This is a genomic window from uncultured Brachyspira sp. (assembly GCF_910588665.1).
Classification (GTDB): domain Bacteria; phylum Spirochaetota; class Brachyspiria; order Brachyspirales; family Brachyspiraceae; genus Brachyspira.
In genome coordinates this window covers 92,922-110,711 of the sequence record NZ_CAJUPR010000007.1, presented here as the reverse complement: position 1 = coordinate 110,711, position 17,790 = coordinate 92,922, and the positions used below count along the sequence as shown (strand labels likewise).

19 protein-coding genes are annotated in these 17,790 nt (G+C 30.1%); 5 read left to right on the top strand and 14 right to left on the bottom strand.

Annotation, left to right across the window (positions count from 1 at the left end):
* Window positions 1-2 precede the first annotated feature (2 nt).
* The 3 genes from QZ306_RS06835 to QZ306_RS06825 form a co-directional block, all read right to left on the bottom strand.
* A complete protein-coding gene (locus tag QZ306_RS06835; protein ID WP_295162422.1) occupies window positions 3-818 on the bottom strand; it encodes a TIGR00282 family metallophosphoesterase in 816 nt (271 codons plus the stop codon).
* A gap of 20 nt (window positions 819-838) precedes the next feature.
* Entirely contained in the window at window positions 839-2,368 is a 1,530-nt protein-coding gene (gene rny / locus QZ306_RS06830) for a ribonuclease Y (RefSeq protein ID WP_295162420.1), read from the bottom strand.
* Window positions 2,369-2,476: 108 nt separating this feature from the next.
* Window positions 2,477-3,016: a ferritin family protein gene (locus QZ306_RS06825; protein ID WP_295162418.1), complete on the bottom strand. Its 540-nt coding sequence runs from the start codon at window positions 3,014-3,016 to the stop codon at window positions 2,477-2,479.
* A 193-nt stretch (window positions 3,017-3,209) separates the two neighbouring features.
* On the opposite strand from QZ306_RS06825, the gene QZ306_RS06820 reads away from it, so the two are divergent.
* Together QZ306_RS06820 and QZ306_RS06815 are read left to right on the top strand one after the other, a co-directional pair.
* Entirely contained in the window at window positions 3,210-3,827 is a 618-nt protein-coding gene (locus QZ306_RS06820; RefSeq protein ID WP_295162416.1) for an AAA family ATPase, read from the top strand.
* Between the two features lie 86 nt (window positions 3,828-3,913).
* On the top strand, window positions 3,914-4,414 hold the full coding sequence (locus QZ306_RS06815) for a DUF2262 domain-containing protein (RefSeq protein WP_295162414.1): 501 nt from the start codon (window positions 3,914-3,916) through the stop codon (window positions 4,412-4,414).
* A gap of 200 nt (window positions 4,415-4,614) precedes the next feature.
* Here QZ306_RS06815 and QZ306_RS06810 read toward each other — a convergent pair whose 3' ends face one another.
* Both QZ306_RS06810 and ychF read right to left on the bottom strand, forming a co-directional pair.
* Window positions 4,615-5,865, bottom strand: coding sequence for a chloride channel protein (locus QZ306_RS06810; RefSeq protein WP_295162412.1), 1,251 nt, complete (start codon window positions 5,863-5,865; stop codon window positions 4,615-4,617).
* A gap of 41 nt (window positions 5,866-5,906) precedes the next feature.
* Window positions 5,907-7,007 (bottom strand): redox-regulated ATPase YchF, encoded by a 1,101-nt coding sequence (ychF, locus tag QZ306_RS06805; RefSeq protein WP_295162410.1) that lies wholly within the window; start codon window positions 7,005-7,007, stop codon window positions 5,907-5,909.
* A gap of 229 nt (window positions 7,008-7,236) precedes the next feature.
* Between ychF and QZ306_RS06800 the strand changes: the two genes are divergently transcribed.
* Window positions 7,237-9,030: a phosphoenolpyruvate carboxykinase (GTP) gene (locus tag QZ306_RS06800; protein ID WP_295162408.1), complete on the top strand. Its 1,794-nt coding sequence runs from the start codon at window positions 7,237-7,239 to the stop codon at window positions 9,028-9,030.
* 112 nt (window positions 9,031-9,142) lie between these two features.
* On the opposite strand, the gene QZ306_RS06795 is transcribed toward QZ306_RS06800, so the two are convergent.
* The 9 genes from QZ306_RS06795 to QZ306_RS06755 all read right to left on the bottom strand — a co-directional run bounded on the left by QZ306_RS06795 (window position 9,143) and on the right by QZ306_RS06755 (window position 16,166).
* Window positions 9,143-9,385, bottom strand: a complete 243-nt coding sequence (locus tag QZ306_RS06795; protein WP_295162406.1) for a PepSY-like domain-containing protein — start codon at window positions 9,383-9,385, stop codon at window positions 9,143-9,145.
* A gap of 307 nt (window positions 9,386-9,692) precedes the next feature.
* Window positions 9,693-11,843 (bottom strand): polyribonucleotide nucleotidyltransferase, encoded by a 2,151-nt coding sequence (gene pnp, locus QZ306_RS06790; RefSeq protein WP_295162404.1) that lies wholly within the window; start codon window positions 11,841-11,843, stop codon window positions 9,693-9,695.
* A gap of 77 nt (window positions 11,844-11,920) precedes the next feature.
* Complete coding sequence (gene rpsO, locus QZ306_RS06785) at window positions 11,921-12,190, bottom strand: 30S ribosomal protein S15 (RefSeq protein ID WP_295162402.1); 270 nt, start codon at window positions 12,188-12,190, stop codon at window positions 11,921-11,923.
* Window positions 12,163-13,092, bottom strand: coding sequence for a bifunctional riboflavin kinase/FAD synthetase (locus QZ306_RS06780; protein ID WP_295162400.1), 930 nt, complete (start codon window positions 13,090-13,092; stop codon window positions 12,163-12,165). The genes rpsO and QZ306_RS06780 overlap by 28 nt, the downstream gene beginning before the upstream one ends.
* 23 nt (window positions 13,093-13,115) lie before the next feature.
* Window positions 13,116-14,054, bottom strand: coding sequence for a hypothetical protein (locus QZ306_RS06775; protein WP_295162398.1), 939 nt, complete (start codon window positions 14,052-14,054; stop codon window positions 13,116-13,118).
* A 120-nt stretch (window positions 14,055-14,174) separates the two neighbouring features.
* Window positions 14,175-14,549 (bottom strand): STAS domain-containing protein, encoded by a 375-nt coding sequence (locus tag QZ306_RS06770; RefSeq protein ID WP_295162396.1) that lies wholly within the window; start codon window positions 14,547-14,549, stop codon window positions 14,175-14,177.
* Between the two features lie 170 nt (window positions 14,550-14,719).
* Window positions 14,720-15,034, bottom strand: a complete 315-nt coding sequence (locus QZ306_RS06765; RefSeq protein ID WP_295162394.1) for a hypothetical protein — start codon at window positions 15,032-15,034, stop codon at window positions 14,720-14,722.
* Window positions 15,027-15,422, bottom strand: coding sequence for an ABC transporter substrate-binding protein (locus QZ306_RS06760; protein WP_295162392.1), 396 nt, complete (start codon window positions 15,420-15,422; stop codon window positions 15,027-15,029). Before QZ306_RS06760 ends, QZ306_RS06765 begins: the two co-directional genes overlap by 8 nt.
* A gap of 180 nt (window positions 15,423-15,602) precedes the next feature.
* Window positions 15,603-16,166, bottom strand: coding sequence for an RNA 2'-phosphotransferase (locus QZ306_RS06755; protein ID WP_295162390.1), 564 nt, complete (start codon window positions 16,164-16,166; stop codon window positions 15,603-15,605).
* 129 nt (window positions 16,167-16,295) lie between these two features.
* On the opposite strand from QZ306_RS06755, the gene QZ306_RS06750 reads away from it, so the two are divergent.
* Both QZ306_RS06750 and hisG read left to right on the top strand, forming a co-directional pair.
* The gene (locus tag QZ306_RS06750) at window positions 16,296-17,012 is read left to right on the top strand and encodes a gamma-glutamyl-gamma-aminobutyrate hydrolase family protein (protein WP_295162389.1); all 717 of its coding nucleotides are present in this window, start codon (window positions 16,296-16,298) and stop codon (window positions 17,010-17,012) included.
* 155 nt (window positions 17,013-17,167) lie between these two features.
* Complete coding sequence (gene hisG / locus QZ306_RS06745) at window positions 17,168-17,788, top strand: ATP phosphoribosyltransferase (protein ID WP_295162387.1); 621 nt, start codon at window positions 17,168-17,170, stop codon at window positions 17,786-17,788.
* Window positions 17,789-17,790 lie beyond the last annotated feature (2 nt).

Sequence of the window (17,790 nt, the reverse complement as noted above, 5' to 3'; positions counted from 1 at the left end):
AACTATTTTTCCTGTCTCTCCGCAGCATCATTATGATATACTAAATTTATGCGTTTAATCGAAAGGGCTCTTCCTGTTATACTGTCCGCCTGAACTATTATGCCATTAATCATAGGACTGGTAATTTCCACTTCAAATCTATGAGGCATTTTAGTAACAAATCTGGCAATTGCAGCCTCTTTTTTCATACCTATAACAGAATTATAACTCCCGCACATGCCTATATCCGATATATAAGCGGTATGAGAAGATAATATTTTTTCATCGGCAGTTTGAACATGGGTATGAGTTCCGAATATGCATGAAACCTGACCTTCAAGATAATAGGAAAAAGCTATTTTTTCAGCTGTAGCTTCTGCATGAAAATCTATAAATATTATATTAGTTTTTTCTTTAATATGCTTAATTGCAAGATTTGCTTTTTTAAAAGGACAATCCAAAGGATCCATAAAAGTTCTTCCCATAAGATTAATAACCCCTATCCTGCAATCAAGCATATCATATATATAATAGCCAAGCCCAGGAGCATCGCTGGGATAATTATAAGGACGAAGAAGTCTATGCTCATTACCTATCAAAGCAAAAACATCTCTGTTATTCCATATATGATTACCCGATGTAATAACATCTATACCCGAAGAAAATAATTCGGCAGATGTATCTCTGGTAATTCCTATACCGTTAGCAGCATTCTCTCCATTTGCTATTACAAAGTCTATATTATTTTCTAATTTTATTTCCTCTAAATGTCTTCTTACGGCATATCGTCCCGTAACCCCTACAATATCACCGATACATAGTATATTTTTCACAGACATTTTATTTACCTTTTTTTAAATTATCTTGCAACTTCAACTGCTCTGGTTTCTCTTATAACAGTAACCCTGATTATGCCTGGATATTTTAATTCATCTTCTATCTTTTTAGCAATATCTCTGGCAATTTGCTTAGCCTGAATATCATCAACTATATCGCTTTTAGTTATAACTCTAAGCTCTCTGCCTGCCTGTATGGCGAATGACTTTTCAACGCCTTCCATACTGTCGGCTATTTTTTCCAAATTATCTAAACGCTTAATATAGCTTTCAAAAGATTCTCTTCTAGCTCCCGGTCTTGCGGCGCTGATGGCATCTGCAGCCTTAACTATAACAGCCTCAACTGTCTGAGTATCAACATCATTATGATGGGATCTTATTGCATTTACAACTTCCTCTTTTTCTCCGCATCTTTTGGCTAAATCGGCTCCGCTCATAGCATGAGAGCCTTCTCCTTCCGTTTCTATAGCCTTTCCTATATCATGAAGAAAAGCGCTTCTCTTAGCCAAATCAATATTTGCACCTATTTCTGCCGCTATCATAGCAGCAATATTTGCAACCTCTTTGCTATGAAGAAGCATATTCTGCCCGTAACTGGTTCTGTACTGAAGTCTTCCCATATGTCTTATTAATTCATGATGCATAGTTGTAAGATTTAAATCCACAATAGCATTTTCTCCTGCTTCCATTATTGTATCTTCAACTTCTTTTCTGGTTCTTTCTACAACCTCTTCTATTCTTGCAGGGTGTATTCTTCCGTCTAAAATAAGCTTTTCTAATGAAACCTTAGCTATATGCTTTCTTACAGGATCAAAGCATGATATTACTACAGCTTCGGGAGTATCATCTATAATTATATCAACACCTGTAAGAGTTTCAAGCATTCTTATATTCCTTCCCTCTCTGCCTATTATTCTTCCTTTCATCTCCTCGCTCGGCAAAGATACAGAAGTTACTGAAGTCTCCTGAGCAACTTCGCTTGAAAGTCTTTGTATAGTCTGAACTATAATTTCCCTAGCCTTTCTCTCCCCTTTTTCAATAGCATTTTTTTCTATATTATCAACTATCTTAGCGGCGGATTTTTTAGCATCTTCTTCTATATCTTTAATCAAATCAGCTTTAGCTTCTTCTTTGGTAAGACCTGCTATTCTTTCCAATTCTTTTTCAGCTTTTTCTATTACAGAAGTTAATTTTTCCTCCTGCTCTTTTATTTTTCTCATTTTATTCTCAATATTATGTTCCTTATTTTCCAAATACTGAGATTTTTTATCAATATTCGCCTCTCGTTGTAGCACTCTATTTTCTAATTTCTGAATTTCAGCCTTTCTGTCTCTATTTTCACTTTCTAATCTGCTACGCTCTTTTTGTATTTCAGAATTAGCTTTGGAAAGTACGGTTTTCTTTTCATTTTCTGCCTGTTCTCTTGCGCTTTGAAGCAGTTTATGCGTTATTATCTCCGTAGAATTAAGCTTTATTTTTGCTATGATAAAACGGGTTATATATCCAAAAACAAACGCAGCTACAACAGAGGTGATAATTATAAATGGATTCATATTTCACCTCGTTATTTTTTAATTATTTTTTGCAACATTATATTATTAACATAGTTTTATTATAAAGTCAATAATATAATAATATATCAATAATAAAAAATAATTAAATTAATATTTCTGGAACATCTTTCCTGAACCGCCGCAGGTTTCGCAGGTTTCAGGCGCTTTATCTATGTATATATTACCGCAGCTTGGACATAGATAAAAAGAAACATCTGCATCTTTATTTAAGAAATTATCTATAATATCCTGAAATAATTTTGCATGTTCTATTTCAACTTTACCTAAAGAATTTACGGTATCGCTTACCAATTTATTTTTTTGCTCCATAGCAACCTGTGCTAATTGAGGATATAGTATAGTAGACTCATAAACCTCGCCTTTTATACCTGCTTCTAAATTTTCCTTATCGCTTGCAGGCTCCACAGGCATAAGCTCAGGTACAAATTTACTCATATCCAATCCGCTTCTTAAAGCTAATTTTCTCATTTTTTCAGCATGTATTTTTTCAGCTAAAGATGTTGTTGAAAATACTTTTTGAACAGCTTTATTGCCAGATGCTTTTCCGAATAAACTATATCTATTTGCGGCATTTGATTCTCCTTGAAATATTTGATATAAAACTTCTTCTAATGTTTTAGCAGCCATATTTATTTCCTCCGTATTATTTTTTTATATTTATAATGTATTTTATATAAACTTATACTACTATATTATAGCAGTTAGTAAAAAAATCAAACCATTTTTTTAAATATATTAAAAATTACAGTATTAATAATCTGGATTTAATTTTTTTTTTATATATAATAGACGGGACAAATATAAATATACGGTAAATTTTATGAAAGACATTGTTATAACAATAAGCAGACAATATGGCAGCGGAGGAAGATGCATCGGGGAAGCAATAGCTAATAAATTAAATATAAACTTTTATGATAAAGAATTAATAGAAATAGTAGCTAAAAAAACAGGTATTAATCAAAAATACTTAGAAGATAAAGAAGAAAAATTTACAAATGATAATCTTTTTTTCAGTTCATTTAATAAGCAGCATTTTTCAAGTCCGTTTTCTGATGAAATAAAATACTCAAATTTAGATAAAATGTTTAAAATACAAAGCGAGGTAATCAAAGATATTGCTGATAAGGAAAACTGCATAATAATAGGAAGATGCGCAGGTTTTATATTAAAAGACATAAACAGATGCTTCAATATATTCATACATGCCCCAAATAAAAATAGGATAGAAAGAATAATTAATGAATACGGAGTAAAAAGAGAAGATGCTCAGACAGTATTAGAAAATACGGATAAATACAGATCCAATTATTATAAATATTATACAGGATGCGATTGGGAAGACATAACAAATTATAATCTGGCTATAGACAGCGGATATTTTAATGATGAAAGTATATGCGATATAATAATAAATGCCGCAAAAAAAAATATATAAAAACTTGAAAATTAACAATATATTAATATATTTAAAATTATAAAAATACTCCCATTCTAAAGGATGCAAAAAGGAAATAATAAATTATGAAAAATAAAAGTATAAAAGATTTTTATGAAAATGATTATTTCTCGTATGAATCGTACTGCGATTTATGGTATGATGAAAAAATATCATTATTAATAGATTTCGGAGAAGATGCAAATAAATCCGAAATGCTTATTAAACATATTGATAAAATTAATGAAATACTGCAGTGGATTGATGAGCATAAAAAAAATGTTTCCGACTTTCTTATAGACAGAAAATGCTTAGAATCTGCGGAAGAATGGGTTTCCACCTTAGAAAAAATAGATGAAAATATATATAAAAATCAATTGGGAGAATTAATCACAATCCCTATAAAATCGGAAGATTTCTTTAAAGCCATATATATAGATACTGTTTTAATAGATTTTGATGAAGATGAGACAAGACCTGATACCACATTGCATATACTATTTGAGCCTGACTATTTTAAAAACCACTCATTAATAGTTTATATTGACGGATATAGAAACATAGAATACGGAGATATTGCAGGATAATAGTTTTATAATATATATTTGCAATTATTTTTATATTAAAAATATTTTATTTAAATATATCTTTAATATTTTTTTAATTCCTCCGAATAATTATTTTCTAAAAAATTCAATAGTTTTTTAAAAACATTATAATATTCTTTCAGATAATCATTATTAAATATTTCATAAGCAATTCAAATACGTTTCAGATAATTACTTAATTATTTATTTTGGTCATATATAGAAGTTACTCCCAATACTTTAGCAACCATATATGATATTATAGCCACTATAACCAGAGCGGAAAAGTTGGAAATAGAATTTGATATCTCAAGTATTAATATGCATACCATTATAGGAGTTCTTGTTATACCTGACATAAGAGATGTTATGCCTAAAAGTATAAATAAATCTCCATATACAGCATAATCAGGAAAATATTTTACAAGAAATATATCATATAAGGAACCTATTGAGGCTCCTAATATAAAGGTTGGAAAAAATATACCTCCGACTGCTCCTGATGCGGAGCATACAGAAGTATAAAATAATTTAACAAATATAAGCATAAAAAGCATATAAACAGAAAATTTATCTTTAATTATACTTCCTATAAGCAAATCCCCGCTGCCTAGTACATAAGGAAAAAACATTATCATAAAACCTGCAAGCAGAAAAGCAGGAACGGGACGAAATATATCATTATTTATTTTCTGATATAATTTTGAAAATAAAGTCATAAGGTAATTAAAAAGAGAAGCCAATATTCCGCATATTATACCAAAAGGAAGAAGCGATATATAATGTCTGACCTCAAGGATTCTAGGCAGATTAAAATTAAGTATAAATCCCTGTCCGACAATATGTTCTATTACAAGTATAGAGGCTATAGAAGAAAAAACTATGCATACAAATACAATATGATTTTTCTGCTCTCCAAGCTCTTCAAAAGAAAAGGCAATTCCTGTAAAAGGAGCACTGAAAGCAGCCGTCATTCCTGCACATGCACCAGATACAAGAAGATATCTTCTGTATTTTTCTAACTTAGAAAAATATTTATGAAAGAAAAGACCTACAAGCATACCTGCATGCATAGAAGGACCAGCTCTGCCTAGAGAAAGACCGCTTGCAAAAGATATCATACTTCCGAAAAGCTTAAATAAAATCTCAAGTAAAATATTCTTAGGTTCATGAAGAGATATATAATATTTTATCTGCGGAACCCCTGCACCTTTTATACGGGGATAATATACAAGTATATATCCTATTAGACAGCCCATACCTATAAGAAATATAAAAAGAAATATAGGATAATACCATCTGTCAAATATAAAATTTGAAACATAAAACACATTGACGCTTAATTTATATAATATTAATCTATATACTGAAACTATAAATCCTACAATAGAGCCTATAGCCGCCGATAATACAAAAAGTTTTATATATTTAGCTTCAAAATCCAGTTTCATTATTATAATCGTTATTTTTTATTTTTATGCATATTTATATATTAAACATTAAATCTGAATGTTACAACATCGCCTTCCCGCATCAAATACTGCTTTCCTTCAAGTCTGACAGCACCTGCCTCTTTAGCTTTAACAAAACTTCCAAGCTCTAAAAGCTTATCGCAGCTTATAACTTCAGCGCTGATAAAGCCTCTTTCAAAATCGCTGTGTATGATTCCCGCAGCTTCCGGAGCATAAGCGCCGTCTTTTACAGTCCAAGCCCTTGTTTCATCTTCTCCAGAAGTTAGAAAAGTAAGAAGTTTCAGTAATCTATGTCCTGCTTTGGTAAGTCTTTCCACTCCTGATTCTTTAACTCCCAAATCCTTTAAATAGCTTAATCTCTCTTCTTCTTCTAAATCCTGCAGGTCGGCTTCTATTTTGGCGCTGAAAGGTATTAATTCAATATTTCTTTCCTCTGCATAATTTTGAAGCGATACATAGCCTGCATTTTTCTCAGGATAGGCAAGATCGTTTTCGGATAAATTAGCTCCTATCATCATGCTTTTTGATGTAAGCAAAAATAAAGGCTTTAATATTTCTTTTTCCGTATCCGTTAAATTAAGACTGAATACAGGCTTAAAATTATTTAATTCAGGAAGTATTTTTTCAAGCAAAGCTATTTCTTCTTCGGCAGCTTTTACTTTAGATCCTTTTGCAGCTTTTTTCTGTTTTTCCATTCTTGTATTTATTGTTTCAATATCTGCAAGCATAAGCTCCGTTAATATAATATCCAAATCTCTTAAAGGATCAACTTCCCCTATATGAGTAATATTTCCGTCTTCAAATATACGAACAACATGCAGAACAGCATTAACTTCCCTAATATGAGAAAGAAATTTATTGCCGAGTCCCTCACCTTTTGAAGCTCCTTTTACAAGTCCCGCAATATCCACAAATGAAGTTGTATTATAAACTTTCTTTTTTGATTTAAAAAGCGCCGCTAATTTATCAACTCTTTCATCTTTTATTAAAGCTACAGCCTCATTTTTATCTATAGTACAAAACGGGTAATTAGCAGCCTCCGCATGGGCATTGGTTAAGGCATTGAAAAGCGTTGATTTTCCCACATTAGGAAGTCCTACTATTCCTATAGATAAAGCCATAATTATTTCCTTAAATTAAAAATTAAATTCCGTATCAGTATTATATATTAAAAAATATTAATAACAAGCATATTAATATTCATAACTTTTTATTTAACTTATATAATAAATGCAATTATTTGTAATGATTTATTCTTTATATATAAAAAATAAATTTATAAAAATTATTTACTAAAAATGCATTTTATTGTATAATATCTGCAGTGAATTTTTATAAGGAGTAATATTAATGAATGTTGAAGAATTAAAACATGATAAACTTAAAGCTTGGATTAAAGAAACAGCAGATATGTGTCAGCCGAAAGATATATATGTATGTGACGGAACTAAAGAAGAATATGACAGATGTATGAATGGTCTTATTGAATTAGGCTTAGCAAAACCTCTTACTAAAAGACCTCATAGCCACTCTTTCAGAAGCGATCCTTCCGATGTGGCACGTGTTGAAGATAGAACTTTTATCAGTTATCCTAATAAAGAAGATGCAGGTCCTACCAATCACTGGATGTCTCCCGACGAATTAAAGGGTACTATGAAAGAATTATACAAAGGCTGTATGAAAAACAGAACTATGTATGTAATTCCTTTCTCAATGGGTCCTGTAGGTTCGCCAATAGCTAAAATAGGCGTAGAAATTACAGACAGTCCTTATGTAGTATGCAATATGCATATAATGACAAGAGTAGGCACTAAAGTATTAGATGTATTAGGCTCTGACGGAGAGTTCATACCATGCCTGCATTCTGTAGGGGCTCCGCTTGCAGACGGAGAAAAAGATAAAAAATGGCCTTGCGCTCCGATAGAAAAAAAATACATATCCCATTTTCCTGATGAAAACTTAATTTGGTCTTATGGTTCAGGTTACGGCGGAAACGCTTTGCTTGGCAAAAAATGCTTTGCACTTCGTATTGCTTCTGCTATGGCTAGAAGAGAGGGTTGGATGGCTGAGCATATGCTTATACTTCGTCTTACTAATCCTGAAGGAAAAAGATTCCATATTGCAGCTGCTTTTCCCAGCGCATGCGGTAAAACTAATCTTGCTATGCTGCAGCCTACTATTCCGGGCTGGAAATGCGAAACTATAGGAGATGATATTTCTTGGATGAAAATAAATCCTAATGACGGAAGACTTTATGCTATTAATCCTGAGGCTGGTTTCTTCGGTGTGGCTCCTGGTACTTCTTACGACTCTAATCCTATGGCTATGGAATCTGTAAAAGAAAATACCATATTTACTAACTGTGTGGAAACAGATGACGGCGATGTATGGTGGGAAGGAATGGGAGAAGCTCCTAAACATGGCATAGATTGGAAAGGAAATGAATGGACTCCTGAAAGCGGAGAGAAAGGCGCTCACCCTAATGCCAGATTTACAGCTCCTGCAAGACAATGTCCTGTAATTTGTCCTGACTGGGAGGATCCTAAAGGAGTGCCTATAGATATATTTATCTTCGGAGGAAGAAGAGCTTCCGTTATGCCTTTAGTACATGAATCTTATAACTGGGATCATGGTGTATTTATGGGCTCCACTGCCGCAAGTGAAACTACTGCAGCCAATATCGGAGCTGTAGGCGCTTTAAGATTTGACCCGTTTGCTATGCTTCCTTTTGCAGGATACAATATGGGAGACTATATGAATCACTGGCTTGAAATGGGTGATAAATTAGGAGATAAAGCTCCTAGGATATTCTATGTAAACTGGTTTAGAAAAGATGCCGACGGGAAATGGCTATGGCCTGGATTCGGCGATAACTCCAGAGTATTAAAATGGATGTGCGAAAGAGTTGAAGGCAAAATTGATGCCGATGATACACCTATAGGTAAAATGCCTAAAGAAGGCGATTTAGATCTTAAAGGCTTGGATATTCCAGAAGCCGATTTCAAAGAACTTATGAGAGTTGATGTTGAGGCTTGGAAAGATCAGGCTAATCAGATTGAAGCTCATTATGCCAAATTCGGTTCAAGACTTCCTGAAAGACTTGAAAAACAATTGGAAGAATTAAGAGCCAGATTAAGCAAATAATTTAAGTTATTATTAGTTTTTCTTAAAAAAGATAAGCCTATAGTTTAATATTAATTAAATTATAGGCTTTTTAATGTCTTATTACCAAATTATTATTTTTAACTTAAAATTATTAATCGTCTATATCTACTATCTGTCCGTAAGGAGTAACTTCAACTTCCAAACCATTATTAAGTTTTACTTTATATAATCCGTCGTCCATCTCAACCATCCAAATTTGAGCCTGAGGAAAATATTGTTTTACAGCATTAATAACAGGTCTTGGAACCTGATTAATAGGAACCATCCAATCTGCAAATAAACTAGCGCCTGTAAATACTGATAAAGCAAATATAAAACAAATTATTTTTTTCATAAATAAATCTCCTTAATAATTTAATTAACTTATATTAATATTATAATATATTATTAATAATTTGTCAATTTTTTTTACAATATTTTTAAATAAATTTACAAAAAATATAAATTTCTATTATTTATTACAAAGATTTACAAGTATTTTATATAAAATATAAAGATACTAAAAAAATGTGTCATCGGTATATAAAGATTGCATATATTATTAATATTATAATAACTTTATTTTTTATAATTAATCTGCATATGCTTAAAATAAAAAAGGCTGCTTTTTATAATAACAGCCTTTTAATCATTCTTAAGCATTAAAATCTCTTTTTTCTGTCTCGTCTGTCATATTTTCTTTCTTTTTTAGTATGCTCTTCCTCAACATAATCGGCTGGCTTCTCAAGAAGAGCCTTTCTGCTCAATGAGTATTTACCGCATTTAATATCTATAATTTTTACCTTTACTTCATCTCCTATTTTAAGGACCTCTTCAACATTCATAACATGCTTATAAGCAAGTTCAGATATATGGCAAAGTCCTTCAACACCGGGTAATATTTCTATGAAAGCACCGAAATCTTTTATATCTTTAACAATACCATCATAAGTCTCTCCTATTTCAGGATCTTTAACATAAGAATTTATAAGTTCTATAGTTTTATCTAATGCAGAAGTATCTGGAGCGAATATATTGACTATACCGCTGTCTTGTATTTCAACATCGCTTCCCGTTTCCTCTATAATGGCTTTAATATTCTTTCCTCCAGGACCTATTAATACTCTTATTTTTTCAGGATTAACATTCATAGTTATATATTTAGGGGCAAAATTCGAAATCTCCGCTACATTAGAAATAGCGGCATCAATTTTATCAAGTATAAAGTATCTTGCTTTTTTAGCCTGCTGCAATGCCTCCCTAAGTATCTGAGCGGATATTCCAGAAAGTTTTATATCAAGCTGAAAAGCTGTAATACCCTTGCGAGTACCTGCCACTTTAAAATCCATATCTCCCAAATGATCCTCTATTCCCTGTATATCTGTAAGTATTTTATATCCGCCTTTATAAGTGGCAAGTCCCATAGCAATACCTGCAACACTGGCATTAATAGGAACACCCGCAGAAAGCAGGGATATAGTGGAAGCGCATATTGTAGCCATAGAAGAAGAACCATTGCTTTCTAATATTTCAGCTACCACTCTTATAGTATAAGGAAATTTTTCCTTAGAAGGAAGCACGGCATTAAAAGAGCGTTCAGCCAAATTTCCATGTCCTATTTCTCTTCTTCCAGGTGCTCCGTAACGTCCTACCTCGCCTACAGAGAATGGAGGAAAATTATAATGAAGCATAAAAGTTTTATTCTCTTTTCCATATATATCGTCCATTAGCTGCGCATCTTTCTCGCTTCCCAATGTAACTACAGATAAACACTGAGTCTGACCTCTTGTGAAAAGTCCTGAACCATGTACTCTAGGAATAAGGTTTGTCATAGTGCTGATAGGACGAATTTCATCTAAAGCCCTTCCATCGGGACGCATGCCTTTTTCAACTATAGCCTCTCTTACTATTTCCTCTTCTATAGAATGACAAATGCCTTTTACCTGAGATATTAATTTTTCATCTTCAGTTTTAGTTTTTATATATTCTTCTATTTCATTGAAAGCATTATCCATACTTTCATTTCTTTTAGTTTTATCTGGATTATAATTAGCCGCCTCTATTTTATCCCTGCCGTATTCTCTGACCATTTTAATTAAATCTAAATCATATTCAAATAATTCCTGCTCTATTTTTTTAGTACTGCAAAGACTAGCCATTTCATTTTGCATATCTATATATTTCTGCATCTCTTTATGGGCAAGCTCTATAGCACCTATAAATATTTCTTCAGAAACTTCTTTAGCTTCTCCCTCAATCATAAGTATAGCATCTTTGCTTCCTGCCACAATAATATCCAATTCGCTTGTATGAAGTTCGCTGTTTTTAGGATTTATCAAATATTCTCCGTTTTTGTATCCTATTCTAACTGCCGCCGCAGGACCTCCGAAAGGTATCCAAGATATAGTAAGGGCAGCGCTTGAGGCTATTAAAGCCAAAGCGTCTGTAGACATATCTCCGTCCACCGAAAGCACAGTAGGTATTATCTGAACTTCATTTCTGAAACCTTCAGGAAAAAGAGGTCTTAAAGGTCTGTCTATGATACGGGATATTAAAATTTCCTTATCTCTGGGCTTAGCTTCTCTTTTGAAAAATCCGCCAGGTATTTTACCGCCTGCATAATATTTTTCATTATAATTAACCGTTAAAGGGAAAAAGTCAGATTCTAAATTAGGTTCCTTAGCAGCCACAACCGTTGCCAATATAGTTGTATTTCCAAGCCTCAAAGTTACAGAACCATGAGCCTGCTTAGCTAGAATTCCTGTTTCTAAAATTAACTCCTCTCCACAAAACATACTTTTTACTGTTACCATATTCCGCTCCTTTATAGTATATAGTATAAAAAACATACCGAGAGGGTATTGAATTTATAAAATGTAAATTTCCAAAATTATTTTCTTAATTTTAATCTCTGTATAAGATTTTTATAAACTTCTATATCCGTTTTTCTTAAATAGTTAAGAAGTTTTCTTCTTTTAGCAACCATTTTAAGAAGCCCCATTCTAGAATGATTATCTTTAGTATGAGTTTGGAAATGACCTTTTAAATAAGTTATACGATTAGTTAAAAGCGCTACCTGTACCTCTGCAGAACCTGTATCTTTTTCGTTTTTACCAAATTCTTTTATTATTTTTACTTTTTCGTCTGCTGTGATAGACATTGTTTTGTTCTCCTTTTGAAATAATTTCTTATCTTTTTTTCATCATTTTTTAATAATTTCTTAACTTCATTTATAGAATTAACTTTTTTATTATCTCTGATATATTTCAACAATACAATTGTGATTTTTTTACCATAGATCATTTTTGAAAAATCTAATATATGGCTTTCAACTCTTAACTCTTTATTAATATTACTGATTCCTATAAAAGTAAGCGCCTGATATACGGTATCAGCATTACCTATTTTTACTGTGGATCTATATACACCCATTTTAGGTATAAAAATATTTTTAGGTATTTCTAAATTAGCTGTAGGATACCCTATTTTTCTCCCTAAAGCATTTCCATGAACTACTAATCCGCTCATAGAATATTCTCTGTCCAGCATTTTATTTACACTAATCATATCTCCATTAGAAAGACATTCCCTAATATTAGAACTTGATATCTTATTTTTTTTATATTTAAGGAAATTTATAAAACTAACTCCAATACCGCATTCTTTTGAATATTTTTTTAAGAATTCGCTGTCTCCCATTCTATCCCTGCCGAAGGCAAAATCTGCTCCAACGGCAATATGCTTCATACGATAATATTCTATAAGTTTATTAAAGAACTCTTTAGCTTCCATTGTATAAAATTCTGGTAAAAAGTCAATAACTATTATATAATTAATACCAAGTGCTTTTATAAAGCCGTTATTTTCTTCCGTACTATATATTGACATATTTTTCTTTTTAATAACTATTGCTACAGATACAAGATTATGTTTATGGGCATAGCTGACTGTATATTTAATAAGTTTCTGATGACCTTTATGAACGCTGTCAAATTTTCCTATTGTTATTATACTGTCTTTTTTTAAAGATATTTTACAAAAATCATTAATAATTTGATTCATTTTAATATTCTTTATCCATTTCCTTAATTATTCGTTGCATGTTTATCATTATTTAAAATTTTTTTCAAAATTAATGATATTATAATAATCATTACCGATATTATGAACATATATAAATTTATAGTAAAATAATTCATATTACGGGCTACCAATTCCAGCAGATTATATTGAGTTATAAATATAGCTAATACTATTTTTATTACAGCATATATTATAAAGGCATTTAGTATATTATGATATATATATTGTCTGGAATGAAGAGACAATCCCAACATATAAAAAGAAAAAAACAGCATAAAAAAATTGATAAATAACAGAATTATATAATACGGAGAAATATTGCTTAAAGTCAGTATTTTTAATAATGCAGATATAATAGGAAAAGCCTCAAATCCGAATACAATATCTTCCGTAAAATTTGACATATATTTATTTATAGAATTTCTTTCAAATACACTTGATGTTTTTTTTGTTCTTGAAATTCCTTTAATTTCGGTAACTTCATGAAGTGAAATCTCTTCGTCTGTAATATATACATAATCTCCTATATACATACTGCCCATATATACGGGATCTATTAATATAACATTTTTATATGTATTATCAAGCAGTTTATACCCTATTTTTATTAGATAATTATCTATTTTTGTAAAATATCTGCCGCTTTCATCTATAAAAAGAGAACTTTTATCATTAAGCTCATTTCTTAAATAATCTATATTTTTATTAGATACAACTGTATAAACGGGATATAAGCTTATCAATAAAGATAATATTAGCATTGATATAATAGTTGATAATCTGCCTGAAAATTTATTTAATGTGCCTATTATTATTACAGACGAGTTTGCTGACAGTATAATTATGGCAAATAAATAATGTCCCATTAAGCTTTTTACCAAATTTAAATTTATATGCTGAAAAATATTATTCGTATCCAATACTTTAAATAAATATATCATAAAGTATAATACAAAAAATGCTGAGAAGAAAAGCATAAGGGTTATAATATTTTTAATAATTTTCATACTTAAAATATATTATATCTATATAAAAAGAAAAATTCAAGCATAAAAATAAAATTAAGCTGATTTAATATCAGTTAATATACCGAAATTATAGAAAGCATTATTAATATTATTGAAAGATTCAAGATAATTTGATAATTCCATAATATTATAATCATTTTTTACAACACCGTACATACCTGTAAGAACTAAATTGCATTTTTTATTTAAAAGCTCATCTTTTAATACTATAAGATACTCCCAAATTTCTTTTTCCATAAAAAGGCAGTTAGAAAGATCAAATATAATATTGCTGATATTTTTCATTAAAAATTCTGATAATAATTCTTTTAAATAAGGGAGATGCTCATAATATATATTGTCATATAACGATATAATAACTGATTCATCTTTGAAAAAATGACTGCTCTTGAATGAAATATCTATCATAATATATAATTTAACAAATTTTTCATTTTTAGTCAATGAATTTATTTAAATTTTAAATTAATTATTAGATTATTTTTATTTAAATCATGCATCATATCTATTCTTTTCGGCATATATTCTGAAACAGCATATAAATTAATTTTAATATTATTTAGTATATTTTTTATTATTCAATATAAGCCGTTTCTAAAATCATATATAGAAAAAATATCATACTTTACACCATGAAGTTTTTTGCTTTGCATAACGGAAGCCTTATTATAGTATATAGGTATAACAGCCATATCCTCCTGTATGAGTATACGCTCGGCATCATAAGCCGCCTTTATTCTTATTTCTTCATTATCATTTGTCATAGCAATATCAACTAAATAATTATATATTTCGTTTGCATATCCTCCGTCATTACCTAAACCGTCAATCTGAAAAAGTCTTAAATAACCTGAAGCCTGATTATAAGCAACGCTTGTGGCAGCTTTAATCATTTGAAAACTCCTGTCCTTTATTGACTGCAGATATGTTGCAGGTTAATCTTCTTAATGTATAAACAAAATCATTTGCGGTAACGCTATTTCCATCCGACCATCTTGCATTTTTTCTTAAATGAAAGAAATAAACGGTATTATTGCTCATAGATTCCCAGCTTTCAGCAAGTGCTGGAATTATGGTTCCGTCCTCATATCTTTGCGTAAGTGTTTCAAAAGCATGCGTTATGTAAACCGAAGTATTAATACCTTTAGCAAATGCAGGGTCCATGCTGCTGGGCATACCTCCAACCGATACTACTATTTCATTATTTACTTTACTGCTATGCAAACATGATGATAAAAATATACAGGCAAATAAAAATATTATATATATTTGTTTTTTCATAATTTATTCTCTTAATATAAATATATGCATTTATTCAATGATAAATTAATATATGATTATGTCAACTATATTGCGTTATGAATTGCAAACTGTATATAAATAAAAAATTATGCATAACTTAATTTTTTATTTATAATAATATAATTTATATAATATAAACTTGTCATAAACAAATAATTATTATTTAATTATATTAAGAATGTATTTAGAATCCACATAGCCGCATAGCCAAACATTATTTTCTGACAAATAAAATTTAATGCCGTCTTCATACATTTGTTTTGAATTAATTTTTATCAATGCAGGACTTCCATGACGGCTGCCTACTTTTTTTGCCGTATCCTCAGTTAATGATAAATGCACATATAATCTGTTCATCTTTTTTATGCCTTCATTTTTTATAATATCTATAGTATCAATTGAAGTACCATGAAACAATATTTCAGGAGGTTTTTTTTCTTCAAAGCCCAAATCCACATTTATGCTATGCCCCTGACTTGCCCTTATCAAAGTATGATCATCATTAAATTTAAATCTCTTTTTATCATTATATAAAACTATTCTCTCAAGAATATCCTTACTTATATTTTTTCCTGATAATTTTATTTTTTTTATTAATTCATCAGCATCAGCCCAGCCGTCTTCCGATAATTCTAATCCTATATATTCAGGCTTATGCCTTAATAACATACTTATAAACTTGCCTATTCTAATCTCTTCTTTACTTAATTTGCCTTCCTTCATAAACTTGCTCCCTAAGTATAAATATAGTATTATAAAAAATTATATCAATATATTATACAAATAATATTACTTGTAAAAAAATTATTTTACTTATAATATATAAATTAAATATTTTTAAGGATATGTTTTATGTCTGTTATAGGTTTGTCTGGAAATATTTTATATGAAAACAATTCCATACCAAAAGCATTTATTAATAATTCTTATGTTAATTCTATTATAAGAGCCAAAGGCATACCGTTTATAATGCCTATTACGGAAGATGAAAAAATAATAAAAAAAATGGCTGAAAATACCGACGGCATCATAATGACAGGAGGGGCAGATATTCATCCTTTCAGATATGATGAAGAGCCTATAGAAAAAATAGGAAGCATATCTCAAGAAAGAGATGAATATGATTTTAAATTAATGAAATACGCATCCGAAATGAATAAGCCGATATTCGGAATATGCAGAGGTATGCAGGTTATCAATGTTCATTTCGGCGGCACTTTAATACAAGATATACCGACTCAGAGAAATACAAATATACTTCATAGCCAAACGGCTGAATATCATACGGCAACTCATAAAATACAAATAGCTAAAGACAGTATTATTTATGATATGTTTGGGGAATATTATGAAGTTAATAGCTTTCATCATCAGGCTATAGATAAGCTTTCAAAATATTTTAAAGTAACGGCTTCTTCAAAAGACGGTATAGCGGAAGCGATAGAGTATAATAAAAAAGATTCTTTTATATTAGGAGTACAGTGGCATCCAGAATTAATGAGTGCCAGAAATATAAAAATGCAGAATCTTTTTGATATGTTTGTGGAAGTTTGCAAGTCAAGAAAATAGTAATATTTAATTTTAGAAGATTTAAATATAAAAATTACTGACAGATGCAGGCATTTTTTATAAGCAATAATAAAAACATAGCAGCAATTGAAAAAATCTGCTATTATATTATAATCTTTATAAAAAATTATAAATACATATAAAGAATAAAAATTATGATTAATATAGCATTACCCAAAGGAAGATTAGTAAATAAAGTATATGCTTTGTTTGAAAAAATAGGCTATGAAAATAAAGAGCTGTTAGAAGATAACAGAAAATTAGTATTTGAAAATAAAAATAAGAATGTAAGATATTTGATAGTAAAGCCCTCCGATGTTGGAATATATGTTGAAAAAGGAGTTGCTGATATAGGCATTGCAGGAAAAGACATACTTATTGAAAATAATCATGATGTTTATGAGATTTTTGATTTGAAATTCGGAAAATGCAGAATCTGTATGGCTTCATTTAACGGATATAGAGAAGATATAGAAAGAAGATTAAAAGTAGCTACAAAGTATGTTAATATATCAAAAAATTATTTTGACTCTGTAAACAGAGATACTGAAATAATAAAATTAAACGGATCTATTGAATTAGCACCTATACTGCATTTATCGGATGTTATAGTTGATATAGTTGAAACTGGCAGCACTTTAAAAGAAAATAATCTTATAATAATAAAAGATATTATAGATTATATAAGTGCAAGACTTATAGTTAATAAAGCGAGCTATAAGTTTAAAAATGATTTAATAAAAACAATAGTAAAAAATATAGAAGAAGTTATATAAGG

Bases quoted from the DNA above. Each gene is read 5' to 3' on its own strand.
- QZ306_RS06835 (WP_295162422.1), bottom strand. From the start codon at position 818: ATGTCTGTGAAAAATATACTATGTATCGGTGATATTGTAGGGGTTACG.
- rny (WP_295162420.1), bottom strand. From the start codon at position 2,368: ATGAATCCATTTATAATTATCACCTCTGTTGTAGCTGCGTTTGTTTTT.
- QZ306_RS06825 (WP_295162418.1), bottom strand. From the start codon at position 3,016: ATGGCTGCTAAAACATTAGAAGAAGTTTTATATCAAATATTTCAAGGA.
- QZ306_RS06820 (WP_295162416.1), top strand. From the start codon at position 3,210: ATGAAAGACATTGTTATAACAATAAGCAGACAATATGGCAGCGGAGGA.
- QZ306_RS06815 (WP_295162414.1), top strand. From the start codon at position 3,914: ATGAAAAATAAAAGTATAAAAGATTTTTATGAAAATGATTATTTCTCG.
- QZ306_RS06810 (WP_295162412.1), bottom strand. From the start codon at position 5,865: ATGAAACTGGATTTTGAAGCTAAATATATAAAACTTTTTGTATTATCG.
- ychF (WP_295162410.1), bottom strand. From the start codon at position 7,007: ATGGCTTTATCTATAGGAATAGTAGGACTTCCTAATGTGGGAAAATCA.
- QZ306_RS06800 (WP_295162408.1), top strand. From the start codon at position 7,237: ATGAATGTTGAAGAATTAAAACATGATAAACTTAAAGCTTGGATTAAA.
- QZ306_RS06795 (WP_295162406.1), bottom strand. From the start codon at position 9,385: ATGAAAAAAATAATTTGTTTTATATTTGCTTTATCAGTATTTACAGGC.
- pnp (WP_295162404.1), bottom strand. From the start codon at position 11,843: ATGGTAACAGTAAAAAGTATGTTTTGTGGAGAGGAGTTAATTTTAGAA.
- rpsO (WP_295162402.1), bottom strand. From the start codon at position 12,190: ATGTCTATCACAGCAGACGAAAAAGTAAAAATAATAAAAGAATTTGGT.
- QZ306_RS06780 (WP_295162400.1), bottom strand. From the start codon at position 13,092: ATGAATCAAATTATTAATGATTTTTGTAAAATATCTTTAAAAAAAGAC.
- QZ306_RS06775 (WP_295162398.1), bottom strand. From the start codon at position 14,054: ATGATATATTTATTTAAAGTATTGGATACGAATAATATTTTTCAGCAT.
- QZ306_RS06770 (WP_295162396.1), bottom strand. From the start codon at position 14,549: ATGATAGATATTTCATTCAAGAGCAGTCATTTTTTCAAAGATGAATCA.
- QZ306_RS06765 (WP_295162394.1), bottom strand. From the start codon at position 15,034: ATGATTAAAGCTGCCACAAGCGTTGCTTATAATCAGGCTTCAGGTTAT.
- QZ306_RS06760 (WP_295162392.1), bottom strand. From the start codon at position 15,422: ATGAAAAAACAAATATATATAATATTTTTATTTGCCTGTATATTTTTA.
- QZ306_RS06755 (WP_295162390.1), bottom strand. From the start codon at position 16,166: ATGAAGGAAGGCAAATTAAGTAAAGAAGAGATTAGAATAGGCAAGTTT.
- QZ306_RS06750 (WP_295162389.1), top strand. From the start codon at position 16,296: ATGTCTGTTATAGGTTTGTCTGGAAATATTTTATATGAAAACAATTCC.
- hisG (WP_295162387.1), top strand. From the start codon at position 17,168: ATGATTAATATAGCATTACCCAAAGGAAGATTAGTAAATAAAGTATAT.